The organism is Cobetia sp. 5-25-4-2 (genome assembly GCF_013374075.1).
GTDB lineage: Bacteria > Pseudomonadota > Gammaproteobacteria > Pseudomonadales > Halomonadaceae > Cobetia > Cobetia marina.
Genome location: NZ_BLWK01000007.1, coordinates 84,959 through 111,901, shown reverse-complemented (window position 1 = coordinate 111,901; position 26,943 = coordinate 84,959). Strand labels below are relative to the sequence as shown.

Genomic DNA, 26,943 nt, shown 5'->3' with positions numbered 1-26,943 from the left:
GAAGAGACCGATATTCCATGAAAGAGACGATCATCGAACTGCTGGGCCAGGCCCTGGATTCCCTCAAGGCCGACGGCACTCTGCCCGCCGACGCCAGCCCGCAGATCAAGGTCGACCCGACCAAGGACAAGACCCACGGCGACTACGCCAGCAACCTGGCGATGATGACGTCCAAGGCTGCCGGCATGAAGCCGCGTGAGCTGGCCGAGAAGCTGGTCGCCGCCCTGCCGGCCTCCGACGCGGTCTCCAAGGTCGAGATCGCCGGCCCCGGCTTCCTGAACTTCTTCGCCGAGACCGGGGCGGTGGCCGACATCGTGCGCCGCGTCTTCAGCGAAGGTGACCGCTTCGGGCACAGCGACGTGGGCGCCGGTGAGAAGGTCCAGGTCGAGTTCGTCTCCGCCAATCCGACCGGGCCGCTGCATGTCGGTCACGGGCGTGGCGCCGCGGTCGGCGACGTGCTGTGCCGCCTGCTGGCCGCCACCGGCCACGACGTCACGCGCGAGTTCTACTACAACGACGCCGGCGCCCAGATCAACAATCTGGCGCTCTCCGTTCAGGCACGCGCCAAGGGCCTGGGCCCGGATGACGCCAGCTGGCCGGCTGATGGCTATCGCGGTGACTACATCCGCGAACTGGCCGCCTCCTACATGGCCGGCGATACCGTCGAAGCCGATGGCAAGCAGGTCACGGGCGCCGCGCAACCTGACGATCTCGACGCCATCCGCGTCTTCGCCGTCGCCTACCTGCGCCATGAACAGGATCTGGACCTCAAGGCCTTCGGCGTCGAGTTCGACGTCTACTTCCTCGAATCCTCGCTCTACCGTGACGGCAAGGTCGAAGACACCGTCAAGCGCCTGATCGACAACGGCTATACCTACGAAGACGATGGCGCCATGTGGCTGCGCACCACCGACTTCGGGGATGACAAGGACCGCGTGATGCGCAAGCGTGACGGCGGTTACACCTACTTCCTGCCGGACGTCGCCTACCACCTGGACAAGTGGCAGCGCGGTTTCACCCAGGTCATCAATGAACAGGGTGCCGACCACCACTCCACCGTGACTCGCGTGCGTGCGGGCCTGCAGGCCCTCAAGGCCGGCATCCCGGAAGGCTGGCCGGACTACGTGCTGCACCAGATGGTCACCGTGATGCGCTCCGGTGAGGAAGTGAAGCTCTCCAAGCGTGCCGGCAGCTACGTGACCCTGCGCGACCTGATCGAGGAAGTCGGCCGCGACGCGACCCGCTACTTCCTGGCGGCGCGGCGCGCCGACTCCCAGCTGACCTTCGACATCGACCTGGCCCGCTCCCAGTCCAACGACAACCCGGTCTACTACATCCAGTATGCCCACGCCCGCGTGCACAGCGTGCTGCGCAAGGCCAGCCGTGAAGACAAGGCCTTCGATGAATCTCTGGCCATGGCGCAACTGTCCTTGCTGACCAGCGATCAGGAAAAGGCCGTGATGAATCGCATGGCCCAGTTCCCGGACGTCGTCACCCACGCCGCCAAGGTGCGGGAACCGCAGCAGGTCGCTCAGTATCTGCAGGATCTCTCCTCTGACTTCCACACCTGCTACAACGCGGTGAAGGTGATGGTCGAGGACGACGCGACCCGCAACGCGCGCCTGGCGCTGGGTCTGGCGACCGCTCAGGTCATCCGCAACGGCCTGGCCCTGCTGGGTGTCAGCGCTCCCGAGGAGATGTAAGCCATGGCTGCTCGCCGCCCCGCCAGCAAGAAGCCCGCTTCCCGTCAGGGAGCCAGCCCCCGCCGGCAGCCCGCCGCCAGTCAGAGCCGCGGCTTCCCGGGGTGGCTGTGGGGGATCGTCGGTCTGGTCGCCGGCTTCGTGCTGGCTCAGTATTTCCAGCAACAGGCGCCGCGTCTGCCGGTGGCTGCCATCGTGCCCAAGGCCAACACTCAGCAGAATGGTCAGCAGGCCGCACAACAGGGTAGCCAGCAGGACAAGGCATCGCAGAAGGACACTCCCGAAGAGAGCGGCGGCAGCATGCCGACCTTCGAGTTCTACACTCTGTTGCCGGAAACCGAGGTGATCGCCCCCAAGGTGGATGAGTACAAGTCTACTCCGCGTCCGGGCAGCGCCGAGAGCACCAAGAAGTCCGAGGCTTCGCTGACCAACTACATGCTGCAGGCGGCCTCCTTCCGCGAGATGTCCGATGCCAGGAAACTGGCCGGCAAGCTCAAGGATCTCGGCCTGCTGGCCAAGGTCAGTGACGTCAATGCTTCTGGCGGTACCGTCTGGCACCGGGTGCAGGTCGGCCCGTACAAGGACACCCGCGAGCTCAACCGCGCACAGGATCTGATGAACACCCAGGGCATCGAGCCTCTGCTGATCAAGCTGCAATGACCTCGGCATGACGCCACAGGCCAACGGGCCCGCTCACATGTTGAGCGGGCCCGTTGCGTAAAGGGTGCCAGCCCTCTGCACAACGGGCGTCAACGCTGAGTCGCCGATGACTTGAAACCCGTATCAGCGCCCCCATTTACAGCATTCCGGTGAGATATCAGACCGCGATCCGCCACGGTGGCGGTGACACGTCGCGGCAAGCAGTGGCAATTGCCAGACTGACGACCACCACCCGTTTTACGCGACGAGGCCCTGGCCTCGTCTGCCCCGAAATGCCATGCCCGGCCCCGTTCACCTTATTCCAATCGCCGGCATGCTCTCTCAGGAGTTATCCATGACCACGATCGTCTCCGTGCGTCGCAACGGCCAGGTCGCCCTGGCTGGTGACGGCCAGGTATCCCTTGGCAACACTGTCATGAAAGGCAATGCCGCCAAGGTGCGTCGCCTGTATCGCAATCAGGTACTGGCCGGCTTCGCTGGCGGTACCGCCGATGCCTTCACGCTGTTCGAACGCTTCGAAGCGCAGCTCGAGAAGTATCAGGGCCAGCTGGTGAAATCCGCCGTGGAACTGGCCAAGGAGTGGCGCTCCGACCGCGCCCTGCGCAAGCTGGAAGCCATGCTGGTGGTGGCCGACAAGCATGCCTCGCTGATCATCACCGGCAACGGTGACGTGGTCGAGCCCGAACACGGCGTGCTGGCCATCGGCTCCGGCGGCAACTTCGCCGAAGCTGCCGCCCGCGCCCTGATCGAGAACACCGAGCTGTCCGCCCGCGAGATCACCGAGAAGTCCATCTCCATCGCGGCCGACATCTGCGTCTTCACCAACCACAATGCCATCATCGAGGAGCTGTCCTGAGATGTCCCAGATGACCCCGAAGGAAATCGTCAACGCCCTCGATCAGCACATCGTCGGTCAGCCGGAAGCCAAGCGTGCCGTGGCCGTGGCCATGCGCAATCGCTGGCGTCGCATGCAGCTCAACGATGATCTGCGCCCGGAAGTCACCCCGAAGAACATCCTGATGATCGGCCCGACCGGTGTCGGCAAGACCGAGATCGCCCGTCGTCTGGCCAAGCTGGCCGGCGCGCCCTTCCTGAAGATCGAGGCGACCAAGTTCACCGAGGTCGGCTACGTCGGACGTGACGTGGAATCGATCATCCGTGACCTGGTCGAGGTCGCCATGAAGCTGGTGCGTGAAGAGGCCATGAAGGAAGTGCGCGACAAGGCCGAGGATGCCGCCGAGGATCGCATCCTCGATGCGCTGCTGCCGCGCGCCCGTGGCGAGGAATATGATGCGGCGGCCAACAACAGCAGCACGCGTCAGATGTTCCGCAAGAAGCTGCGCGAAGGTCAGCTGGATGACAAGGAAATCGACATCGAGCTGAGCCCGGCCAGCCAGAGCCTGGATTTCGCCACCCCGCCGGGGATGGAAGAGATGACCAGTCAGCTGCAGTCCATGTTCTCCAGCATGGGCAAGCAGCAGAAGGAAAGCCGTCGCATCAGCGTCAAGGAAGCCCTCAAGCTGGTTCACGAGGAAGAAGCGGCCAGAATGGTCAGCGATGAAGACCTCAAGAGCCGTGCCATCGAGGCCGTCGAACAGAACGGTATCGTCTTCCTCGACGAGATCGACAAGGTCGCCAAGCGTGGCGAGTCCGGCAGTGGTGGCGACGTGTCCCGTGAAGGCGTGCAGCGCGATCTGCTGCCGCTGATCGAGGGCTCCACCGTGTCCACCAAGCACGGCATGGTCAAGACGGACCACATCCTGTTCATCGCTTCCGGCGCCTTCCACCTGTCCAAGCCTTCGGACATGATTCCGGAGCTGCAGGGCCGTCTGCCGATCCGCGTCGAGCTCAATGCCCTGACCCCGGACGACTTCAAGCGCATCCTGACCGAGCCGTCCGCGGCGTTGATCCGTCAGTACAAGGCGCTGCTGGCCACCGAAGGCGTCGAGCTGAGCTTCGCGGATGACGCCATCGAGCGTATCGCCCAGATCGCCTATCAGGTCAACGAAGGCACCGAGAACATCGGCGCGCGTCGTCTGCATACCGTGATGGAACGCCTGCTGGAAGAGATTTCCTACGAAGGTGCCGATCAGGCGGGTGAGCTCAAGGTCGATGCCGCCTATGTCGATGCTCGCCTGGGTGACCTGGCGTGTGACGAAGACCTGTCGCGCTACATTCTCTGACGTCTGGCGTCAGCGCCTGACCCGCGAGAAGCCCTCATGGCGGCAATCGCCACCCTGAGAGATGCTACTGACGCCCGATCCGGCTTGGCCCGGTTCGGGCGTCAGTGCATCATGCGACATAGATACGTCGACGCGCCCGAGATGTCGCTCGACGCTCCTGTTTCTTCGGTCGCCTTACAGCATGGTGTCATGCTGGACGGCGGGCTGACACGAGGATGCCCTGATGAGCCACGACACACCTGAAGACCACGCTGCCGAGCAGGACGAACCTCGCAGCCAGCAGCGCGACTACCGCCTCAATGAGCGCCATGCCCGTGACGCCGACGAGGCCCCGGTACCGACGCGCGTGCACTACCACAAGTCGGAGCGTGAACTGGAACTGGGCTATGCGGATGGCCAGACTTTCCGCCTCAGCACCGAATTCCTGCGCGTGATGTCCCCCTCCGCGGAAGTGCGCGGACACGGTGTCGGCCAGGAAACGCTGCAGGTCGGCATGCGCCACGTCGGTCTGGCCAACATCACCCAGAGCGGTCGCTATGCGCTGAAGCTGCATTTCGATGATGGCCACGACAGCGGCCTCTACACCTGGGAATACCTGTGGGAACTGGCCAACCGCCGCGATGCCATGTGGGCCTACTACCTGCGCCAGCTGGAAGAGGCCGGTGCCTCGCGTGAGCCGCTGGGCATTCCGCTCAATCAGCTGTAAGCCACTGATGCCAATGGGGCGCGGCAAGATGTCCGACTCGACGTCTTGTCAAAAGACAGCCCGCTGGCCAGCGGTTACAATCGAGCCACTGCGAAAGCTCACCATATTGCGCTGACGTCCCCCATGGGTGGCGTCACAACAGGGGAAGTCATGGACAAGCGTACGACTCACTTCGGTTATCAGGAAGTTGCCGTGGACGAGAAGGCAGGCCGCGTCGCGGATGTCTTCCACAGTGTCGCCGCCAAGTACGACGTGATGAATGACCTGATGTCCTTCGGCATCCACCGTCTGTGGAAGCGCATTACCCTGGAGCGTGCCGGTGCCCGTCCGGGCCAGACGGTGTTGGACATTGCCGGTGGCACCGGGGATCTGACGCTGAAGTTCTCGCGCCTGGTCGGCCCGAAGGGTCGCGTGGTGCTCGCCGACATCAACGCCTCGATGCTCAACGTCGGGCGTGACAAGCTGCTCGACCGCGGTGTGGGTGGCAATGTCGAGTATGTGCAGGCCAATGCCGAGGCGCTGCCCTTCCCTGACAACACCTTCGACATCATCACCATCGCCTTCGGGCTGCGCAACGTCACCGATCAGGCCAAGGCCCTGCGCTCCATGCAGCGCATCCTCAAGCCCGGAGGCCGCCTGCTGGTGCTGGAGTTCTCCAAGCCGGTCAATCCGCTGCTCTCCACCGCCTACGATCAGTACAGCTTCCGCCTGCTGCCGAAGATGGGCGAGATGGTCGCCGGCGACGCCGATTCCTACCGCTATCTGGCCGAATCCATCCGCATGCATCCCGACCAGAAGACCCTGGCCGGCATGATGGAAGAGGCAGGTCTCGAGCGTGTCGAGTTCACCAATCTCACCGGTGGCATCGTCGCGCTGCACCGTGGTATCAAGCTTTGAGGCTGTCATGGCATTGCTGACCCCCCTGCTGGTGGCGACGGCGGAACGCACGCTCAACCGCCTGCTCGCCCGTGACCCCGCCTCCGCCATGCGCCTGAATGCGCTTGCCGGCAGACGCCTGCTGCTGCGCCTGGAGCGCCCCGCCTTCGACCTGCTGGTGCACTTCGACCTGCAGGGGCTGCATCTGCTGCGCCTGCCCGAGGCCAACGAGAGCGACGGCGACGTGGTGGTGGAGCTGGACATGGAAACTGCCGCGGCACTGCTGTCCGGTGAGCCCATCGAGCGCTTGATGTTCGAGGGCCGCCTGGCCGTGCGTGGCCGTCTGCACCTGCTGGAAAGCGCACGGGATCTGGTGATGGATCTCGATCTCGACTGGGAAGGGGCCTTGAGCGAATGGTTCGGCGAGACTCCCGGTCATAGTCTGGCCACCGGCCTGCGCAGCCTCGGTCGCTTCGGGCTGACCAGCCGCCGTGAGCTGGAGCTGGATCTGCGCGAGTATCTGACCGAGGAAGCACGCTGGCTGCCCGGCCATGCCCAGCTGCAGGTCGCGCGGGACGAGCTGACCGAGCTGACCCAGTGCCTGGATCGCACCGAGGCACGCCTGGCGCGCCTGCGACGCCATCTGGAGGCCGTCACCACGCCACGGTCCGCTGATCGGGAGTGCCAGCCGTCGTGAGACTCTATCGCCTGCTGAGCATCCTGTGGGTCATCGCCCGCTATCGACTGGATGATCTGATCCCGCTGTCTCGCGTACCTGCGCTGCTGCGGCCGCTGGTCAAGCTCTCACCGCTGCGCCTGCTGCCTGTCGGCAAGCGCTCGCGTGGTGAGCGCCTGCGGCTGGCACTCGAAGCGCTGGGCCCGATCTTCATCAAGTTCGGCCAGATGCTCTCGACTCGTCGTGACCTGCTGCCACCGGACGTCGCCGATGAGCTCAAGCGCCTGCAGGACCAGGTGCCGCCCTTCGAGAACGAGGTGGCGCGCGAACTGGTCGAGCAGGAGCTGGGCATGCCGGTCGAGGAAGCCTTCGCCGAATTCGAGGCGCAACCGCTGGCCTCGGCTTCCATCGCCCAGGTCCATGCGGCACGCCTGCACGATGGTGCCGACGTGGTGGTCAAGGTGATCCGCCCGCGCATCGAAGAGGTGATGCGCAAGGATATCGGCCTGCTGTATCTGCTCGCGCGTCTGCTGATGAAGCTCTCGCCGGAAGCACGGCGTCTGCGCCCCGTGGAAGTGGTCTCCGACTACGAGGCCACGCTGTTCGATGAGCTGGACATGCACAAGGAGGCCGCCAACACCTCCCAGCTCAAGCGCAACTTCCTCGATTCGCCCCTGCTCTACGTGCCGACCATCCACTGGCCGCTGACGCGGCGCCGGGTAATGGTGCAGGAGCGCATCCGCGGCATCCCGGTCGCCGACATCGACGAGCTGGAAGCCCAGGGCACCGACTTGAAGAAGCTGGCCGAGCGCGGCGTGGAGATCTTCTTCACCCAGGTGTTCCGCGACAACTTCTTCCACGCCGACATGCACCCCGGCAACATCTTCGTCTCGCGAGAGAACGCTCATGACCCGCAGTTCATCGCCATCGACTGCGGTATCGTCGGCAGCCTGACCCGCGAGGACCAGGACTATCTGGCGCGCAATCTGCTGGCCTTCTTCCGTCAGGATTACTACGAGGTCGCGGCGCTGCACATCGAGTCCGGCTGGGTCGGGGAAGGCACGCGCGCCAACGAGTTCGCCGCGGCCATCCGGGCCGTCTGCGAGCCGATTCTCGAGAAGCCGCTCAAGGACATCAGCTTCGGCCAGGTGCTGCTGGGCCTGTTCCAGACCGCGCGCCGCTTCAACATGGAAGTCCAGCCGCAGCTGGTCCTGCTGCAGAAGACGCTGCTCAACATCGAGGGCCTCGGCCGTCAGCTGTATCCGGATCTCGACCTGTGGGCCACCGCCCGCCCCTATCTGGAGCGTTGGATGAAGGAGCGCGCCGGCCCCAAGGCGTTCTGGGCCGAGATGGTCAAGCAGGCTCCGGAGCTGTCACATCAGCTGCCGCAGCTGCCGGTGATGGCCTTCCAGGCCATGCAGCGCATCGATGATGAACACCGCGCTCGACAGCGTCAGACCGAGGCACTCGCCACGCTGCGCGATCGTGTCAATCATGCGTCCAGCACCGGCTGGCGCTTGCGCGCAGGTGGACTGCTGATCGCCGTGGCCTTCGGCTGGCAACCGCTGATCGCCTGGGCCGAGACGCAACCGATGATGGTGCTGGTCGGCGCGGGGCTGGGCATCGTGCTGTTGCTGTGGCGCTAGCCGCGCCCCTGCTTCGCTCGCGGCGCTGACCGAAACTTGCCGCCCCTCGGGGCGCAGTGCAATATGATTGTCATGTAACCCTTGCATCCTGAGTCGCCGGGCCTTGCCTCGCGGCAGTGCTCGATGAGGCAGGAGCCTCGGGCTGGACTCGCTGCCTTCGCTCGGGCCCGGTTGTCCGGCTGGCCGCGACGCTCCTGCAACGGTTCTCATGCAACGGCTCTCATGCAACGGTTCTCATGCAAGATACGGTTTTCATGCCAGACCCCATGCTTTCAGGAATGATGATTCATGAGTGATATTCTCAACCGCCTGTCAGACGTACTGGCAGAGCGGCGCGACGCTGATCCGACGTCCTCCTATGTCGCGAGCCTGCATCACAAGGGCCTCAACAAGGTATTGGAGAAGATTGGCGAAGAGGCCACGGAAACGGTACTGGCCGCCAAGGATTTCACTCAGGACGACGTGGACTCCCACCGTGCAGTGATCGGTGAGACCGCCGACCTGTGGTTCCACTCGCTGGTGATGCTTTCTCACCTCGGGCTGGACCATCAGGACGTGCTGGATGAGCTGGCGCGACGCTTCGGCGTCTCCGGCCATGATGAAAAGGCCGCTCGCGGTCAGTGATGATCAAGCAGACGACTTGCAGCGCAAGCCGATTTCCCTGGCAGTGGTGCTCTCACCCTGCAAGACTCAAGGCCTCGTGACCTAGTCCCATCGGCCAAAATGGAGAACTTCCCATGTTAGGTGGCATCAGTATCTGGCAGCTCCTCATCGTGCTCGGCATCATCATCCTGATCTTCGGCACCAAGAAGCTCCGCAACGTCGGATCAGACCTCGGTGGCGCGGTCAAAGGCTTCAAGGGCGCCATGAAGGAAGAGGAAAAGGCCCCCGAAGACACGGCTCCTCAGCAGAAGGTCTCCCACGGTGAATCCCGCGGCGATACCATCGATGTCGAGGCCGAGCGCCGCGATACCGCTGACAAGCGCTCGTAAGCCGCATGTTCGACATCGGCTTTTTTGAACTGGCACTGATCTCGCTGCTGGCATTGATCGTGCTCGGCCCGGAGCGTCTGCCCCGGGCGGCGCGTACGGCGGGATTGTGGCTGGGGCGCATCAAGCGCAGCGTCTCGGGGATCCAGCAGGAAATCAGCGCCCAGCTGGAAGCCGAAGAACTGCGTCAGACGCTCAATGAGCAGAAGAAGCAGCTCGACGAGACCCTGGCACATGCCCGCAATGAGGCGCGTGAGGTGGAAACCACCATCACGCGTTCCTCGCCCGCGTCACAGGAGGATGCCAACGCCTCGCCTGCCGCCGACAGTGCTCGCTCGACCACGGAGACGACCTCAGGCGAGCAAGAGACCTCCGCCACCCCCACCAGTGAGTCACGGGAGCCGCGTTCCTGATGAGTGATCCGCATGACCCGCAGCCCTCCGCCTCCGGCGAGGCTGCCCACGCCCCGCTCATCGAGCATCTGATCGAACTGCGCTCCCGCCTACTGCGTGCGACTGTCGTGGTCCTCGTGGTATTCGCGGCGCTGTATGGCTTCTCCAATCAGATCTATCTGTATGTGGCCGAGCCGCTGATGGCCCTGCTGCCTCCCGGTTCTCAGATGATCGCCACCGAGGTGGCCTCGCCCTTCCTGGCCCCCTTCAAGCTGACACTGGTGGTGGCACTGTTCCTGGCGATTCCGGCGGTGCTCTATCAGGCTTGGGCCTTCATCGCGCCGGGACTCTACGAGAACGAGAAGGCGTTGGCGTTGCCGCTGCTGGCCTCCAGCATCCTGCTGTTCTATGCGGGTGCGGCGTTTGCCTACTATGTCGTCTTCCCGCTGCTGTTCCAGTTCTTCACCACCACGGGCCCCGAGAACGTGGCGATCATGACGGACATCAATCAGTACCTGAATTTTGTCCTCAAGCTGTTCTTCGCCTTCGGTGTGGCCTTCGAGATTCCCATCGCCACCTTCCTGCTGATCTGGACGGGGGCCACGTCCGTGGAGGTGCTGAGCAAGAAACGCCCCTACATCGTGATCGCCTGCTTCGTGGTCGGCATGCTGCTGACACCGCCTGACGTCATCTCGCAGTCATTGCTGGCGATTCCGATGTGGCTGCTGTTCGAGGTCGGGATTCTCGCCGCACGCGCCTTCAAGCGCCGCCGTCCGGCGAGCGATGATGAGGCCTCGCAGCAGGCCCCCTGACGCGAAGACTCGAGCAGACAGCGCCTGGACGATGACGCGCAAGAATCATGACGCAGGAAACGACGAAGCCCCCGCCAATGGCGGGGGCTTCGTCGTTTCCTGCTGGGTACCGTGCGACCGTGTCAATCCTGTTGGCTGGCCTTGGCCTGGTCTTCCTCGATCCAGCCGTTCAGGCGTTCCACCAGTTTGAAGATGCCTTCGGCAGCCTCGGAGATGCGCTCTGCCTGCATGTAGGCTGGCGTCGTGATCACGCGATTGGCGGCATCAATCACGATATCCGTCACCTCACAGCTCTTGTGCAGACCGCCCTGGGCACTGATGGCGCCGGAGACTTCAGGGTCCGTGCCGATGGTGACCGAGATCCCCTCGCCCAGCAGCTTCGGCACCATCACCGGCGCGATGCACATCACGCCGATCGGCTTGCCGGCCGCATGGAAGGGCTGCACTACCTCGCGCAGACCATCCACCAGCGTCAGATCCGCGCCCTTGACGGCAAAGTTGCTGAGATTCTTGGCGGCACCGAAGCCACCGGGCAGAATCAGCGCGTCGAAGTCCTCGGCGGACAGCTCCGGCAACGGACGCACCTTGCCACGCGCCAGACGAGCCGACTCGGTCAGCACATTGCGTGTCTCGTCCATTTCCTCGCCGGTGGCGTGGTTGAGCACATGATGCTGGTCGATGTCCGGAGCGAAGCACTCGTAGCGGATGCCCAGCTGATCAAGCCGAAGCATGGTCAGGGTCGTTTCGTAGATCTCGGAGCCATCATAGACACCGCAACCGGATAGGATCAGGGCTACCTGCTTGGTCATGTGTTACTCCATTGACGGTGAACTGCTCGGCGGCTGCCGACAGGTCAGAAGTGACAGATTCGTACAGGAATCCGCTACAGGCAAGCACCATGTGAAGAGGTACCGGCTGGAAAGGACAGATGATGCCGGCGGCCTGCAGCACCTGAGTATTCGTCACTCCGATGCCCCAAGACTATGGGCGGCATGGCCACATCTCAAGGGCGCCCCTCGCGGTTCGGCGGGCAGGATGACAGTGCACACGACGCGACACCCTGCCCCATGCCGCGCCCCTGTTCCGACCTGCATGCACTGATATACTCGAAGGCATCGTGCCGACAGCTTGCTCGGCCAATCCCATCTCCTTCGGTCGTATGGGCGCCGTCTGACCTGTAATATCATTGAAATATTATAGACCTAGACTTCCAGCGTCCCTCACGGAACCGGAGCCTTAGATCCGGAGAGCTTCTCTTGAGCCAACGTACCCCACGCCAGTTTCCTGCGATTCGCATGCGCCGCATGCGCAAGGATGATTTCTCTCGCCGCCTGATGCGCGAGAACCAGCTGACGGCCGATGATCTGATCCTGCCGGTCTTCGTGCTGGAAGGTTCGCAGCGTCGTGAAGCCGTGACCAGCATGCCCGGGGTCGAGCGCCTGTCCATCGACCTGCTGGTCGAGGAATGCCGTGAGGTCCATGCGCTGGGCGTGCCGGCCATCGCGCTGTTCCCGGTGATCGATGCCGAGGCCAAGAGCCTGCTGGCCGAGGAGTCCTACAACGCCAATGGCCTGGTGCAGCGCGCGGTGCGTGCCCTCAAGGAAGCCATCCCGACGCTGGGCGTGATCACCGATGTGGCGCTGGATCCCTACACCGTGCATGGCCAGGACGGCATCCTCGATGATGACGGCTACGTGCTCAACGACCGCACCGTGGACACCCTGATCAAGCAGGCACTGTCACACGCGGAAGCGGGCGCCGATGTCGTGGCCCCTTCTGACATGATGGACGGCCGCATCGGCTCCATCCGTGCCATGCTGGAACAGGAAGGCCTGATCAATACCCGCATCATGGCCTATTCGGCCAAGTACGCCTCCAACTACTACGGCCCGTTCCGTGATGCGGTGGGCTCGAGCGGCAATCTGGGCAAGGCCGACAAGCAGACCTACCAGATGGATCCGGCCAACAGCGACGAAGCGCTGCATGAAGTGGCCATGGATCTCGCCGAGGGCGCCGACATGGTGATGGTCAAGCCGGGCATGCCCTACCTGGATGTGGTGTCCCGCGTGAAGCGTGAACTGGAAGTGCCGACCTTCGCCTACCAGGTCAGCGGCGAGTACGCCATGCACATGGCCGCCTTCCAGAACGGCTGGCTGGATGCCGACAAGGTCATTCTCGAATCATTGATGTGCTTCAAGCGTGCGGGTGCCGACGGCATTCTCACCTATTTTGCCCGCCGGGCCGCGGAACTGCTGGCGGAGAAGAATCGCCTTTGACTACCCCGGCGACCGTGTCTGACCGGGGTCATGGAGTTGATGATGGAACAGACCCACAAGAACGCCATAGATGACGCGTCAGACACCTCGCTGGACACCGCTCCCCAACCGCATCAGGACGCTGCCGCCCCGGCGGCGTCCCGGGGGAAAGAGGGCGACATGGAGCTGGTCACCGACGAGCCGCCAGCCCTTGAACCTCCGCCCCTGCGCGTCAATCGCACGCGCAAGGGCATTCACGCCAAGGTCACGCCCTCCCCCGAAGCCGACCTGGCCGACCCCGCCCTGTATTTCAACCGTGAGCTGTCGAATCTGCAGTTCAACATCCGGGTACTAGAGCAGGCGCAGGACACTTCGCATCCGCTGCTCAACCGGCTGATGTTCCTGCTGATCTTCACGTCCAACATGGACGAGTTCTTCGAGATCCGCGTGGCGGGTCTCAAGCATCAGATCGCCTTCGACCGCACCGAGCCCGGCCCGGATGGCATGCTGCCCGGCAAGGTGCTCGACGAGATCTCGCGCATCACCCACGAGCAGGTGGAGCGCCAGTACCGCATCCTCAACGAAGAACTGATTCCGGCGCTTGAAGAGCAACACATCCGCTTCCGTCGCCGCAATCAGTGGAACGACGCCCAGAAAGCCTGGGTTCGCGAATACTTCGAGGAAGAGATTCAGCCGGTCATCAGCCCGATCGGGCTTGATCCATCACATCCCTTCCCGCGCCTGGTCAACAAGAGCCTCAACTTCATCGTCGAGCTGGAAGGCAAGGACGCCTTCGGGCGCGAGGGCGGCCTGGCCATTCTTCCGGCTCCGCGCTCGCTGCCGCGCTTGATTCGCGTGCCGGAAGCGCTCGCAGAGAGCGGCTATACCGAGTACGTCTTCCTGTCCTCGATGATTCATGCCCATGCCCAGGAACTGTTCCCGGGGATGAAGATCAAGGGCTGCTACCAGTTCCGGCTGACGCGCAACGCCGACCTCTCGGTGGATGCCGAGGATGTCTCGGATCTGGCCTCGGCGCTGCGCGGCGAGCTGCTGGCGCGGCGTTACGGCGATGGCGTGCGCCTGGAAGTGGCGGACAACTGTCCGGAGGCGCTCTACACCTTCCTGCTCAAGCAGTTCGAGCTGGAGAAGCGAGACCTGTATCAGGTGAAGGGACCGGTCAATCTCAATCGCCTGATGGAAGTCATCGGCGACGTGGGCCGCGAGGACCTGCTCTACGCACCGTTCACTCCCGGCACGCCCAAGGCACTCAAGAGTGACAACAGCCTGTTCGATGCCATTCGCCGCGAGGACATCCTGCTGCATCACCCCTTCCAGTCGTTCTCGCCAGTCGAGAGTCTGCTGGCCGAGGCAGCGCGCGACCCGAACGTGCTGGCCATCAAGCAGACGCTCTATCGCACCGGAGCCGATTCCAACATCGTCTCCTCGCTGGTGGAAGCTGCACGCCAGGGCAAGGAGATCACCGTGGTGATCGAGCTGCGTGCCCGCTTCGATGAAGCCGACAACCTGCAGCTGGCCTCCCGCCTTCAGGAGGCAGGCGCCATCGTCATCTACGGGGTGATGGCCTACAAGACCCACGCCAAGATGCTGCACATCGTGCGGCGAGAAAATGGCGAACTGCGCCACTATGCGCACCTCGGCACCGGCAACTACCACGCCAAGACGGCGCGCCTGTACACCGATTACAGCCTGCTGACGTCCAACGAGACCTTGTGCGAGGACGTGCACAAGGTCTTCCAGCAGCTGACCGGCATGGGCAAGCAACGCAATATCGAGAAGTTGCTGCATGCCCCCTTCACACTGCATGAGCGACTGGTGGAGATGATCGACCGGGAAGCGCGCAACGCCGAGAAGGGCAAGCGCGCCCACATCATCATCAAGTGCAACTCACTGACCGAACCCAAGCTGATCCGCGCGCTGTATCGCGCCTCACGCGCGGGCGTGCAGTGCGATCTGATCATCCGCGGGGTCTGCTGTCTGCGTCCGGGCGTTCCGGGCATCTCCGACAATATCCGCGTCCGCTCGGTGATCGGTCGCTTCCTGGAACATACTCGCACCTTCCACTTCCACAATGCCGGCCAGCCGGAGACCTGGTGTTCCAGCGCGGACTTCATGGAGCGCAACATGTTCCATCGCGTCGAGACCTGCTTCCCGTTGCTCGACAAGAAGCTGGCCCAGCGCATCCGCAAGGACCTGGACACCTATCTGGTCGACAACTGCCAGAGCTGGCGCCTGGAAAGCGATGGTCACTACACCCAGCTGGATGCCGGCGATGCAGAGCCGATCAGCGTGCAGGAAACCCTGCTGTTCGCCTACGCTGCCAAGGCCTGATCGCGCCCCGCTCGGGCCCGCCTCATCCGGCGCAGTCCATTCACCTGACTCTCGGCCCTCACGCTTGCGTGGGGGCCGTCTTCGTTGAGCAGACAAGCCTTGTCCCAGCCCTCCTGTCCCGATCCTTCTGCCCCCACCAGACAATGAAAAGGCCCCCGCATCCTGGATGCGGGGGCCTGGCAGCTGACGATCGGATCAAGCGCTCAACGGATCAGACACCGATCTGACCACCATCTTCACGCTGGATGACGACGGTCGCGGCGCGCGGGCGCACACTGCCGTCAGTTTCGGCAGTCGCATCCACACTCTGCGGCCAGTTGCCGGGATGCTGGATATTGACGAACAACGCCGTCCTGTCAGGTGTCGCGAAGATGCCGGTCACTTCACAGCCGTTCGGGCCAACCGCGAAGCGCTTGAGCTGTGCCTGGTTATCGGCACCGATCACAGCAGCATCCCCTTCGGCCTGCTGAAGCGCGGCCGGCACGACCGCCAGCACCTGGTCATTGGTGGCGTCCGCCACACCGGCGTAGCCGTTGTCCGTCTGGATCCACAGGATACCCTGCTCGTCTTCACGTTCGTCGAAGTAGAGGCCATCCGGACTGGCGAATTCATTCATCTCGGTCAGGCCGGACAGGTTGTCGGCGTCACTGGCCGCCGCGCCGAACACGAAGATCTCCCAATCGAAGGCGGTGTGATCCCCCGCCTCACGCCAGCGGATGATCTGCCCAGCCTCGTTGTCACCGCGCGGGTTGGCGGCATTGGTCGGCGCCGTCTTGTAACCGACTCCCGGCTCCTCGATGGCCTTGCCGTCATTGGTGAAGGCCGCCGCAGTCCCCTCTTCGGTGCGCTTGGAGTTGTTGGTCAGTGTCATGTAGACCTCACCGGAAGCCGGGTCGACGGCACCCCACTCCGGGCGGTCCATCGGCGTGGCGCCCATCAGATCCGCCGCGTCCGCGGTATGGATGATGACGCCGGCCAGATCATCGGCCGCCAGGCCCAGTGCAGCGGCCAGCGTCCGGCCATCCCTGGTCACGGCGTCCGGCGTCAGCTTCAGCCACTTGCCAGTACCGTCGGCGGAGAACTGGGCAACATACAACGTGCCCTTGTCCAGATACTTGTCACCGATCGCCAGGCGATTCTTGTCGGCTCCCGGCACGTGCGCATCGGCGGCCTCCCATCTGGCATCGGAGACGAACTTGTAGATGTATTCGTTGCGCGAGTCATGGCCTGAATAGAACACCACCGGCTCGCCTTCGACCAGCTTGCCCGGCCAGCAACCTTCATGGCGGAAACGTCCCAGCGCGGTGCGCTTGACGGCCTTCTCACCGGTGTAGGGGTCGATCTCGACGATGTAGCCGAAAGTACGCGGCTCGTTGCGATAATCCTTGTCGGCACTGTCCGCCGTCGGCGTATTGTCGAAGCGCGCGAATTCGCCATCGACTTCGCTGGCATCTCCCGCGGCGGTTTCCCAGCCGTAGCGGCCACGCTCGGTCTCGATGCCGATGCGATCATCATCGCTCTGACGATCACTGCGCTTGACGAAGTACCCCGGCCAGTTCTCCTCACAGGTCAGGTAGGTGCCCCAGGGGGTATAGCCGTTGGCGCAGTTGTTGTTGGTACCACGCGTGCGCGTGCCATCCGGAGAGAAGGCAGTCTTGACGTAATCACTGCCTGCCACCGGGCCACTCAACACCATCTCGCTGGCGCTGGTATAGCGACGGTTGTAGCCGGAGTTGCTCACCACATCCCACTTGCCGCCGGCATCCTTCTTGACTTCGACGACGGTCACGCCGTGGGCATTGATCTCGGTACGCACTTCATCGGCCGGGCGCTTGCCGGACTCCGCATTGGTCGCGCCGCCCTTGGGCGCCCACAGGGCATCCTGATCGATGTACTCATTGTTCATCACCAGCAGGAAATTGCTGGAGGCGGTGTCTTCGCTCAGCGCGAAGTTGTGCATGCCGTCGTGATGCATGCCGATGCTGTTGAGCTGGGCCTCCGGCGTCATCGCCAGCGATTCACTCCACTGCGGTGCCTTGTCGTTGAGCGGGGTGCCCCACGGTGCCAGGACATGGGCGGTATACCCTGCAGGTACCACGAAGGCATCCGTGCGAGAGCCCTTGATGGACTCGAAGGCCAGCGCCAGCGGTGTCTTCGCCGGGGTCCCTGTGCTCTTGCCGCTGTCGGCATTGGCCGTACCGCTCAGGCCCGCCAGCCCGAAGCCGCCCAGCATGCTGGCAGCCGCCATGCCCAGACCACCCTGCAACACGCGACGACGGGAAAGGTGCTTGTCGATGATGGAAGAGAATGTCTCGTTGTGACTGGCATTCAGTAGGCGATGATCTTCAATTTCCTTGCTCATGCTGCTTCCCCGTAGTCAGGTTGCGGGTTGTTCTTTTCAGGCCTGGCCCCTGTGGGGCCGCCAAGGGCAACAAGAGTGATACGCGAACCAAATGACAGTCGTATGACGCGAACGATACGCCTCATGCAAACGACAGCGCCCGACGGTCGCATGACCATCGGGCGCGGGGAATTCACAAGCGCGAGACCTGCTCCGTCAGCCGTGAGGAAAGAGGGCTTCACCAGCAGGGTGGTGTCTGGGTCAGGCGTCTCGCAGACGCTCTGCCGCCAGACTCAGCAGATGCTCCGTCGTCTCCCACCCGAGACAGGCATCGGTCACGGAAACGCCATGGCGCAGCTGCGAGAGCTTGTCCGCTGCCGGCAATGCCTGCTTGCCCTCGTTGAGATGGCTTTCCAGCATCACGCCGATCAAGGCGTCATCACCGGCCAGACGCTGGGAGAGCACATCCAGCATCACTTCGCTCTGACGACGGTGGTCCTTGCGCGAGTTGGCATGACTGCAGTCGACCATCAGTCGCGGTGTCAGACCGGCCCCTTCCAGCTCTCGCCGGCAGGCGGCCACCGAGTCTGCATCGTAGTTGGGCTGACCATGGCCGCCCCGCAGCACCACGTGGGTGTGGGGATTGCCCGCGGTCTCGATCAGCGCCGGGCGCCCGCTGTCATCCATGCCGAAGTGGCGATGCCCGTGAGCTGCCGCACCGATCGCCTGCACGGCGACCTCGACCCCACCATCGGTTCCATTCTTGAAGCCTACGGCGCAGCCAAGGCCGGAGGCCATCTCGCGGTGGATCTGTGACTCGGTGGTGCGTGCCCCGATGGCCGCCCAGCCGAGCAGGTCTTCCAGGTAGGCGGCGGTCAGGGGCTGCAGCAGCTCCGTCGCCACCGGCAGGCCCAGCTGATTGATCTCGCGCATCAGTTCACGCGCCTGACGCAGGCCGCTGGCCATGTCATCACTGCCATCCAGATGCGGATCATAGGCCAGCCCCTTCCAGCCCACCGTCGTGCGCGGCTTCTCGACATAGACACGCATCACCAGCTTGAGGCGATCACGGACCTGCGGTTCGATCACCGCAAGGCGCTGGGCGTATTCACGCGCGGCCTTGAGATCATGGATGGAACACGGGCCGACCACCACCAGCAGACGATCATCCTCCCCGGCAAGAATCGCGTTGATCTCAGCGCGGTGCTGGCGAATCTGGCCGGCCAGGTCAGCATCCACCGGCAGCTGCGCGCGCAATTCGCTGGCGCTGGGCAGGGCTTCACGGCTGATGCGTCCGGGAGTGGTCGGTGTCTGGGCGGCATCGAAGCGGGTCACGGGGGTAGTCTCGGCGGTCATGGTGCCGACAGTGGTATCGGCTGTGTGCGGGTCATTCGTCAACACGCGTTCAAGGCTGGCGTTCATGGTCTTCTCTCCTGTGACGAAGCTTCGGCTTCATCACGCAATATTCACTCTGACAGACAGGGACTTCGCGAATCGTCACCCCGATGTTGCTCGCCCTGCCCCGCGGTGACAGCGGAAAGAGGCAGGACGCCGCTAAATCGCCAGCGCCAATAACCATGCACGACCCGAGCGGAAGCGAAAGAGAAGCGGGTAGTCGGGATCGTGGTACGCATGGTCATTCCTCCAGTCATTCATGCTGCAATCATCGTTGGCACGTTAGGGTGGCACGCCTCTCTCGTCATGAGAGATTGCCGGGCCCAAACGCAAGAACCCCCGGTCGTGGCTGCGACCGGGGGTTCTTCAAGGTGGTGGCAGCCCGTACGAGACAGGCACGCCGTAACCTCAGGCGCGCCCCTGTGTAAACCAATACCAATAGCCAGCCACACACGCAGCCGACGCCAGCTGACCCGAAGGGCAGGCAGCGGCAGTGCGAAGGCGGGAGCTTGAGGATTGATTCATGGGTCGGGCCGGTGTCCAGTGATGACGATGAAGCGTCGATGACTCTATCCTTGCACTACGAAACGTCGCACGCAAGCGTGATCGGGCAACAAACCGTTGCCTGCACGTATAAAGAAGGACTATCAGCCCGGAGTGGCATCAGTATAACCTTTGGTTGTCGAACGACATGATCGGCAACGCGCATTCGTCCAGCGGTGCCTGACACCGCGCCCACAGCTTGGAATGCATGCATGCAGGATTCCCGAAATGATGCACTGATAGAATATCTGTCGGGATGTGCCCGGCAGGATGCCAAGGCACTGGATCGACTTTATCGCGCAACCAGTGCGCATCTATACGCTCAGTTGCTGCGTATCTTGAGACATGAGGCATCCGCGCAGGATTGTCTTCAGCAGGTCTACATCCGGGTATGGGCCGCCGCCGGCCAGTATGACGCCGGCCGCGCCCGCCCGATGACCTGGCTCGGCACCATGACCCGCAACATCGCCATCGACTGGATACGTCGACAGCGACCCAGCGAGCACGACAGCGACGAATTGATCGCTGCCATGCCCGGTCGAAGTGATATCGAGGCAGATGTCGACCTGGCCCAGCACAGTGGTGAACTCCATCAGTGTCTGGCCGAGCTGAATGACGATCAACGCCGCGCCCTGGAACTGGCCTACTTCGAAGGCCTCACCCACCAGGATCTGGCCAACCAACTGGACCAGCCCTTGGGCACCGTCAAGAGCTGGGTCCGACGTGGACTCGAGAGGTTAAAGACATGCATGAGTCATTTGATCTGAGCGATCCCGAACTGCGTGAAACCGCAGCGGGCGAGTACGCGCTCGGAACCCTGACACGCAGTGAGCGCGCCGCTTTCGAATCGCTGCTCTCCGTGAGTCACGACCTGCAGCGCGATGTGGAGCGCTGGCGCGAACACCTGAACGTGTTCAATGAACAGCTTCCCCCTGTCGCACCGCCCGCCGATGTCTGGCAAGGCATCGCCGAGGCGACGGGCACCGCCCGGCAGCCGTGGTGGCGTCGCCTGGGCCTGTGGCAAGGCATGACGGCCACGGCGTTCAGCCTCGCACTCGCCGTCAGCCTGACCTTCAGTCTGGGTCAGAACGAGAGCATGGAGAGCGACTACGTGTTCGTGGTCAGCAACCCTGACAGCAGCCCCGGCTGGATCGTCAATGCCTCCCACTCGGGTGAGATGATGGTCCAGGCCGTCAGCCCCAACGCCCCGGCCCCCGGCAAGGTCTGCGAGCTGTGGCTGATGGCCAAGGATGGCAAGGAGCCGATGTCACTGGGCATCCTGCCGCACTCCGGCACCATGAAGGTGGAGGTGCCGAAGGAATATCTGGCCGCCTTCCCCGACAGCGATCTGGTGATCACGCTGGAAAATCCGGGCGGCGCTCCCTCCGGTCAGAACATGGGCCCAACGCTCAAGAAAGGCCAGTTCACCGCCGTCGAAGGCCGCCACATTCTGTAGGCACTGCCTGCAAGCACTGACGGCAAACGCTGCGTCACCACACGACGTCGCATCAACGAAAAGCCCCCGCTTCTCAGCGGGGGCTTTTTTCATGCTGCTCTGCCGGGCCTCGATCCCTGGAGGCTACCCGGACACCGGCAGGAAGCACCCGTCACGTGAGATGACGTCCGCCATCCACCGGCAGTGTCGTGCCCGTGACATAGGGACTGTCCAGCAGATAACGCAGCGCCTGCCAGATCACCCCTGGGCCCGGCACACTCTGCATCGCAGACTTGGCCCGCGCTCGCTCGGCGTAGTCATCATCGTCGTCCGGGCGGAGCATGATCAGTGCCGGCGCGATGGTGTTGACCTGGATGCGTGGCGCGAACAGCGCCGCGAATGACAAGGTCAGATTCTCGAGCCCCGCCTTGCTGGCCGCGTAGGCCGCATGCTTGCGCGAGCCTTTCTGGACCACGAAATCACTCATGTGGACGATGTCGGCCTGAGTCTCGATACCTGCCTCCAGCAGATCACGCAGCGCCAGATTGATCAGATACGGCGCCTGCATGTGGACGCGAAACAGATGCTCGAACATCTCGCCGCGCTCCTCCGCCCCACCATCCGGCGCCCAGTCGCTGGCATTGTGCACGATGGCCCTCAACGTCGGCGTCATCTCACGAATCGTCGCGATGAAGGCCTGGATGCCCGCCTCACTGGAGAAATCCGCCTGGACGGTGCGGATACCCAACGCCCGCAGGGCATCGAGCTCTTCGCGCTCACGTCGGTAACTGATGATGACGGGATGGCCATCATCCACCAGACGTTCGGCGCAGTAGCGCCCCAGTCGCTGGGCGCCACCGGTGATCAGAATGGGGGACTGACTCATTCACTCGACTCCTTCAGGCAACGTCAGGCAGCTTCAGCCGGATACCAGCGCCGGATCCAGCAGCGGCTCGCGTGGTGCATAACTGAAGACATCGGAGCTCAGCGCGCTGGCCTCGACCCCCAACGGCGTCAGCGCATCGACACAGGCATAGACCATGCCGGGCGAGCCCGACAAATAGACGCGCTTGCCTGCCATGCTCTCCGCATGCGCTCGCAGCGCATCATCGATACGACCGATATGGCCATTGAAGCTTGCCTCGACCCCAGCCGCTTCCAGTGCCTGATGGTGAGCATCACCCGCCTCAGGCGCTTCTTCCAGTACCGGCACGTAGCGGAAATTGGGCTGACTGGCGGCCCAGTGGAGCGCGGCGCTTTCCAGATACAGATCCCGACGCTCACGCGCGGCCCACCACAGTTCGATGGGCTGATTGAGGCCGTGTGCAAACGCTGCCTGCAACATGGCATGCATCTGCGAGAATCCGGTACCGGCACAGATCAGCACGATGGGACTGGGGTCGTCGAGATCGAGCACGCATTCGCCATTCGGCAGGCGCAACTCCAGCTGATTGGCCGCGACCAGCAGGCTGCGCAGACGCGCCGAGTTGCTGCGCTCCGGCCAGTGCTGGATATGCAGCTCAAGCACGCCATCTCCCTTGGCAGCGTTGGCGATGGAGAACGGTACCCAGGTGGTGTCGTCGAGCTTCATCTCGAGATACTGGCCCGGCGCATGCGCCAGGGCCTCGGGACGTGCGGCAAAGCGCACACGAAACACGTCCGGGGTCAGGTCTTCCACACTCTCGACATGACAGGTCAGGGTCCGCGCCGTCATCGTATCCTCTTGTTGTCTGAAGCCTGCCGCGACGCCTGGCGCCGAGGCAGGGTAAATGCATGAGTGGTGATGGTCAGGTGAGACTCAATCCAGAATGCCCAGACTGTCCCAGCGCTCATCGACCCGCGAGACGATCTCGTCGCTCATCACGATGGGCTCGCCCCATTCGCGGTCGGTCTCGCCGGGCCACTTGTTGGTGGCATCCATGCCCATCTTGGAGCCGAGCCCCGCCGTTGGCGAGGCGAAATCGAGATAGTCGATCGGCGTATTGTCGACCAGAACGGTATCACGGCTCGGGTCCATCCGCGTGGTGATGGCCCAGATGACATCTTCCCACTTGCGGGCATCGACATCATCATCCAGCACGATCACGAACTTGGTATACATGAACTGGCGCAGGAAGCTCCAGACTCCCATCATCACGCGCTTGGCGTGGCCGGGGTACTGCTTCTTCATCGTCACCACCGCCATGCGGTAGGAGCATCCCTCCGGCGGCAGATAGAAGTCGACGATCTCCGGGAACTGCTTGCGCAGAATCGGCACGAAGACCTCATTGAGGGCCAGGCCGAGAATCGCCGGCTCATCCGGTGGACGCCCGGTATAGGTCGAGTGATAGATCGGATCGCGACGATGGGTGATGCGCTCGATGGTGAAGACGGGGAAGCTCTCGACCTCGTTGTAATAGCCGGTGTGATCGCCGTAGGGGCCTTCCGGCGCCATGTCATCCGGATACAGGTAGCCTTCGAGGATGATCTCGGCGCTGGCCGGCACCTCGAGCTCCGACAGGCCGCATTTGACCAGCTCGGTGCGCGAGCCGCGCAGCAGCCCCGCGAAGGCATACTCGGACAGCGTATCCGGCACCGGAGTGACAGCGCCCAGAATCGTCGCCGGGTCAGCCCCCAGCGCCACGGCGACCGGGAAGGGCTCACCCGGATGGGCCTTCTGCCACTCACGGAAATCCAGAGCCCCGCCACGGTGCGCCAGCCAGCGCATGATCAGCCGATTCTTGCCAAGCTTCTGCTGACGGTAGATGCCGAGGTTCTGACGCTCCTTGTGCGGCCCGCGGGTAATCACCAGCGGCCAGGTCACCAGCGGCGCGGCGTCTCCGGGCCAGCAGTGCTGGATCGGAATCATGTCGAGATCGACATCATCCCCTTCCAGCACGACTTCCTGACAGGGCGCACGCTTGACCCGCTTGGGGCCCATGCTCATCACCTGCTTGAAGATCGGCAGCTTGTCCCAGGCATCACGGAAGCCTCTGGGCGGCTCCGGCTCCTTGAGGAAGGCGAGCAGCTCGCCGACTTCGCGCAGCGCCTCGACCGATTCCTGCCCCATGCCCAGCGCCACACGACGCGGTGTGCCGAACAGATTGCCCAGCACCGGCATGCTGTGGCCCTTGACGTTCTCGAACAGCAACGCCGGACCACCCGCCTTCAGGGTGCGATCGCAGATCTCGGTCATCTCCAGGTAAGGGTCCACCTCGGCACGAATGCGCTTGAGTTCGCCCTTCTCTTCCAGCGCCGCGATGAAATCGCGCAAGTCTCGATACTGCATGGGAGTTTCCGGTCGGCTTGATCAGGTTCCGAGCATACCATTGCCAGCCGATAGTCGGCAGGCCGACAACGCAAGACGCCCATCTCCTGATCAGGAGATGGGCGTCTCGGGAAGTGCGGATTCCCCCACGTGATTCCGTCATTGAACGGAATCACGTGGGGGAATCCATGGCATTGCCTCGTCAACTCAGGACATCGGTTCAGCGGCGCTTCATGGCCTCGAAGAACTCGAGGTTGGTCTTGGTATCTTTCAGGCGGTCGATCAGGAATTCGGTCGCGGCCACGTCTTCCATCGGATTGAGCAGCTTGCGCAGGATCCACATGCGCTGCATTTCATCTTCAGACGCGATCAGGTCTTCACGACGCGTACCGGAACGACGGATGTTGAGTGCCGGGAAGACACGACGCTCGGCCAGCTTGCGGTCGAGGTGCGCTTCCATGTTACCGGTGCCCTTGAACTCCTCGAAGATGACTTCGTCCATCTTGGAACCGGTGTCGACCAGTGCCGTGGCGAGGATGGTCAGACTGCCGCCTTCCTCGATGTTGCGCGCGGCACCGAAGAAGCGCTTCGGCTTCTCGAGGGCATGCGCATCGACACCACCGGTCAACACCTTGCCGGAGGACGGCACCACGGTGTTGTAGGCACGTGCCAGACGCGTGATGGAATCGAGCAGGATGACGACATCCTTCTTGTGCTCGACCAGACGCTTGGCCTTCTCGATCACCATCTCGGCGACCTGGACGTGACGGGCCGGCGGCTCATCGAAGGTGGAGGCCACGACTTCGCCGCGCACGGTGCGCGACATTTCGGTGACTTCCTCAGGACGCTCATCGATCAGCAGCACGATGAGGTGACATTCGGGGTTGTTGCGAGTGATGGAGGCGGCGATATTCTGCAGCATCATCGTCTTGCCCGCCTTGGGCGGTGACACGATCAGACCACGCTGTCCCTTGCCGATCGGGGCCGTGAGATCCAGGATGCGCGAGGTGATGTCCTCGGTGGAACCGTTGCCGATTTCCATCAGCAGACGCGATTGCGGGAACAGCGGCGTCAGGTTCTCGAACAGGATCTTGTGCTTGGCGTTCTCGGGACGGTCAAAGTTGATCTGATTGACCTTGAGTAGCGCGAAGTAACGTTCCCCTTCCTTCGGCGGACGAATCTTGCCGGAAATGGTATCGCCCTTGCGCAGATTGAAGCGGCGAATCTGGGACGGGGAAACGTAGATGTCGTCGGGGCCAGCAAGGTAGGAAGAATCCGCACTGCGCAGGAAGCCGAAGCCGTCCTGCAGGATTTCCAGCACACCATCACCATAGATATCCTCGCCGCTTTTCGCGTGCTTCTTGAGGATGGCGAAGATGATGTCCTGCTTGCGCGAACGTGCCAGGTTGTCGATCCCCATGGTCTGGGCGAGTTCCAGCAGTTCCGGGACGGTATTTTGCTTGAGTTGGGTAAGATTCATCGGCTTGTTTGAACGTAGCTCGTGTCAGCAGGGCTGAAGATAAGAAGGGAATCGAGAAGACGAGCAGGAGGCAGAGACTGACACTGTACTGTGTGAGTGCAGGCTGATCTCGACAGCATTCCCGGGGGCAAGCGCCTGAGTGGAAAGAATACAGGTGCCAAAGGTTCAGGAAAGATCACTCACCACGGCCGTACAACGGATTCGGCAACGGAGTGTCGAGCGACTGCAGCCCGTCCGCAAGGACATGGGGCGTCGTGCTTCCTGACGTAAAAGTCTTCTCGATATGGAATCTAGCGGTATGAATCGCCTGGTGGCTGACCTGTGAATAGAAGGACAGAATTACCAGAGGGCTGGCTGACAACTGGGGGACCGTGGGACGGTCGACATGACGCAATCAGAGAGCGTGTAATCAGGCGAACGCCTCGATGGTAGTCAAGCTTCACCTCGAACGCAAGTCCCGTGCTCAGAGGCCATGCCAGCGCAGCCCGGGGGACGGGGCCGCCGCTCAACTGACGGCGTCATCCCCCGTCACAGGTTGGCATCCAGGAAGGCGGCCAATTGCGCACGAGGCATCGCCCCGACCTTGCTGGCCTCGACATTTCCGGACAGGAACAGCATCAGGGTCGGCACGCCACGAACGCCGAAACGGGACGCCAGTTCAGGGGCCTCATCGACATCGACCTTGACGATCTTCAACCGCCCTTCATATTCCTCCGCCAGCGACTCGAGTGTCGGGGCCACCGTCTTGCACGGCCCACACCAGGAGGCCCAGAAATCCACCAGTACCGGCTGCTCGCTCTCCAACACCACGGATTCAAAGTCTCTTTCTGAAATCGGTGCCACACGTTCGCTCATCGCGACGTTATCTCCCAGGCCACATCGGCCTTGCTGATCTTCCTGCAGGTAAATGATGATGCTTCAGCGTGACGACGATGACGGCAAGCCCCGGGACGAGCGGTGTCACGCGAGCGCCTTGCACGAGAGGCATCGCTCTCTGGCGCTTCGCACGACTGTCATGTCGCACCAGTAGACTACCACGCCCTGTCTCTGACATGCCCCACTCTCGACCGATCCTGCCGACGACATGCCATGAGGTTTGACACCTCACACAAGTCGCCGCAACCTTGATCCAGACTGACATTGCATTCTTTACCGTGATACTCCGCAGCGTGGACGGCTTGGCACATGGCGCCCTGCCCTCGAGGACAGCGCATGTAGCAGCGCCCGTTCGCGCAAGGCCTGCCAGCAGGACCTGCCA

General features: G+C 63.0%; 24 protein-coding genes. 16 read left to right on the top strand and 8 right to left on the bottom strand.

What is annotated here, in order from left to right; translation table 11 throughout:
• The first annotated feature begins 17 nt into the window (after positions 1-17).
• From argS to tatC, 12 genes are all read left to right on the top strand, one after another.
• Entirely contained in the window at positions 18-1,703 is a 1,686-nt protein-coding gene (gene argS / locus HXS65_RS14445; RefSeq protein ID WP_176494251.1) for an arginine--tRNA ligase, read from the top strand.
• Positions 1,704-1,706: 3 nt separating this feature from the next.
• Complete coding sequence (locus HXS65_RS14440; RefSeq protein WP_077377921.1) at positions 1,707-2,360, top strand: SPOR domain-containing protein; 654 nt, start codon at positions 1,707-1,709, stop codon at positions 2,358-2,360.
• Positions 2,361-2,694: 334 nt separating this feature from the next.
• On the top strand, positions 2,695-3,216 hold the full coding sequence (gene hslV / locus HXS65_RS14435) for an ATP-dependent protease subunit HslV (protein ID WP_077377918.1): 522 nt from the start codon (positions 2,695-2,697) through the stop codon (positions 3,214-3,216).
• Position 3,217: 1 nt separating this feature from the next.
• A complete protein-coding gene (gene hslU / locus HXS65_RS14430; protein ID WP_077377915.1) occupies positions 3,218-4,543 on the top strand; it encodes an ATP-dependent protease ATPase subunit HslU in 1,326 nt (441 codons plus the stop codon).
• Positions 4,544-4,889: 346 nt separating this feature from the next.
• On the top strand, positions 4,890-5,249 hold the full coding sequence (locus HXS65_RS14425; RefSeq protein WP_240499733.1) for a gamma-butyrobetaine hydroxylase-like domain-containing protein: 360 nt from the start codon (positions 4,890-4,892) through the stop codon (positions 5,247-5,249).
• A gap of 150 nt (positions 5,250-5,399) precedes the next feature.
• Complete coding sequence (gene ubiE, locus HXS65_RS14420; protein ID WP_077377909.1) at positions 5,400-6,146, top strand: bifunctional demethylmenaquinone methyltransferase/2-methoxy-6-polyprenyl-1,4-benzoquinol methylase UbiE; 747 nt, start codon at positions 5,400-5,402, stop codon at positions 6,144-6,146.
• A 7-nt stretch (positions 6,147-6,153) separates the two neighbouring features.
• Complete coding sequence (locus HXS65_RS14415) at positions 6,154-6,822, top strand: SCP2 domain-containing protein (protein WP_084207833.1); 669 nt, start codon at positions 6,154-6,156, stop codon at positions 6,820-6,822.
• Positions 6,819-8,447, top strand: a complete 1,629-nt coding sequence (gene ubiB / locus HXS65_RS14410) for a ubiquinone biosynthesis regulatory protein kinase UbiB (RefSeq protein WP_084207832.1) — start codon at positions 6,819-6,821, stop codon at positions 8,445-8,447. The genes HXS65_RS14415 and ubiB overlap by 4 nt, the downstream gene beginning before the upstream one ends.
• A 288-nt stretch (positions 8,448-8,735) precedes the next feature.
• Positions 8,736-9,071, top strand: a complete 336-nt coding sequence (locus HXS65_RS14405; protein WP_077377900.1) for a phosphoribosyl-ATP diphosphatase — start codon at positions 8,736-8,738, stop codon at positions 9,069-9,071.
• A gap of 113 nt (positions 9,072-9,184) precedes the next feature.
• Complete coding sequence (gene tatA / locus HXS65_RS14400) at positions 9,185-9,439, top strand: Sec-independent protein translocase subunit TatA (protein ID WP_084207831.1); 255 nt, start codon at positions 9,185-9,187, stop codon at positions 9,437-9,439.
• Between the two features lie 5 nt (positions 9,440-9,444).
• Positions 9,445-9,849 carry a Sec-independent protein translocase protein TatB gene (gene tatB / locus HXS65_RS14395; RefSeq protein ID WP_077377894.1) on the top strand — a complete coding sequence of 135 codons (405 nt, stop codon included), beginning with the start codon at positions 9,445-9,447 and terminating at the stop codon, positions 9,847-9,849.
• Entirely contained in the window at positions 9,849-10,640 is a 792-nt protein-coding gene (tatC, locus tag HXS65_RS14390; RefSeq protein ID WP_077377891.1) for a twin-arginine translocase subunit TatC, read from the top strand. The genes tatB and tatC overlap by 1 nt, the downstream gene beginning before the upstream one ends.
• A 122-nt stretch (positions 10,641-10,762) precedes the next feature.
• On the opposite strand, the gene elbB is transcribed toward tatC, so the two are convergent.
• The gene (gene elbB, locus HXS65_RS14385) at positions 10,763-11,449 is read right to left on the bottom strand and encodes an isoprenoid biosynthesis glyoxalase ElbB (protein WP_077377888.1); all 687 of its coding nucleotides are present in this window, start codon (positions 11,447-11,449) and stop codon (positions 10,763-10,765) included.
• 447 nt (positions 11,450-11,896) lie between these two features.
• Here elbB and hemB point away from each other — a divergent pair, with 447 nt between their 5' ends.
• On the top strand, positions 11,897-12,916 hold the full coding sequence (gene hemB, locus HXS65_RS14380) for a porphobilinogen synthase (RefSeq protein ID WP_136939602.1): 1,020 nt from the start codon (positions 11,897-11,899) through the stop codon (positions 12,914-12,916).
• A 159-nt stretch (positions 12,917-13,075) separates the two neighbouring features.
• Positions 13,076-15,244: a polyphosphate kinase 1 gene (gene ppk1 / locus HXS65_RS14375; RefSeq protein ID WP_077377882.1), complete on the top strand. Its 2,169-nt coding sequence runs from the start codon at positions 13,076-13,078 to the stop codon at positions 15,242-15,244.
• Positions 15,245-15,455: 211 nt separating this feature from the next.
• Here ppk1 and HXS65_RS14370 read toward each other — a convergent pair whose 3' ends face one another.
• Together HXS65_RS14370 and HXS65_RS14365 are read right to left on the bottom strand one after the other, a co-directional pair.
• Complete coding sequence (locus tag HXS65_RS14370) at positions 15,456-17,606, bottom strand: PhoX family phosphatase (protein ID WP_176494250.1); 2,151 nt, start codon at positions 17,604-17,606, stop codon at positions 15,456-15,458.
• Between the two features lie 240 nt (positions 17,607-17,846).
• On the bottom strand, positions 17,847-18,941 hold the full coding sequence (locus HXS65_RS14365; RefSeq protein WP_077378189.1) for a 3-deoxy-7-phosphoheptulonate synthase: 1,095 nt from the start codon (positions 18,939-18,941) through the stop codon (positions 17,847-17,849).
• Positions 18,942-19,735: 794 nt separating this feature from the next.
• Between HXS65_RS14365 and HXS65_RS14360 the strand changes: the two genes are divergently transcribed.
• Complete coding sequence (locus HXS65_RS14360; protein WP_084207827.1) at positions 19,736-20,290, top strand: sigma-70 family RNA polymerase sigma factor; 555 nt, start codon at positions 19,736-19,738, stop codon at positions 20,288-20,290.
• Positions 20,269-20,979, top strand: a complete 711-nt coding sequence (locus tag HXS65_RS14355) for an anti-sigma factor domain-containing protein (RefSeq protein WP_077377873.1) — start codon at positions 20,269-20,271, stop codon at positions 20,977-20,979. Before HXS65_RS14360 ends, HXS65_RS14355 begins: the two co-directional genes overlap by 22 nt.
• Positions 20,980-21,130: 151 nt before the next feature.
• Here the strand turns inward: HXS65_RS14355 and folM are convergent, their stop codons facing one another.
• The 5 genes from folM to trxA all read right to left on the bottom strand — a co-directional run bounded on the left by folM (position 21,131) and on the right by trxA (position 26,540).
• Positions 21,131-21,844, bottom strand: coding sequence for a dihydromonapterin reductase (gene folM, locus HXS65_RS14350; protein ID WP_136939604.1), 714 nt, complete (start codon positions 21,842-21,844; stop codon positions 21,131-21,133).
• Between the two features lie 33 nt (positions 21,845-21,877).
• A complete protein-coding gene (locus tag HXS65_RS14345) occupies positions 21,878-22,672 on the bottom strand; it encodes an FAD-binding oxidoreductase (RefSeq protein ID WP_176494248.1) in 795 nt (264 codons plus the stop codon).
• Positions 22,673-22,756: 84 nt separating this feature from the next.
• Positions 22,757-24,226 carry a 4-hydroxy-3-polyprenylbenzoate decarboxylase gene (gene ubiD, locus HXS65_RS14340; protein WP_077377865.1) on the bottom strand — a complete coding sequence of 490 codons (1,470 nt, stop codon included), beginning with the start codon at positions 24,224-24,226 and terminating at the stop codon, positions 22,757-22,759.
• Between the two features lie 199 nt (positions 24,227-24,425).
• A complete protein-coding gene (rho, locus tag HXS65_RS14335; RefSeq protein WP_077377862.1) occupies positions 24,426-25,685 on the bottom strand; it encodes a transcription termination factor Rho in 1,260 nt (419 codons plus the stop codon).
• A gap of 528 nt (positions 25,686-26,213) precedes the next feature.
• Entirely contained in the window at positions 26,214-26,540 is a 327-nt protein-coding gene (gene trxA / locus HXS65_RS14330; RefSeq protein ID WP_077377859.1) for a thioredoxin, read from the bottom strand.
• Positions 26,541-26,943: the final 403 nt, after the last annotated feature.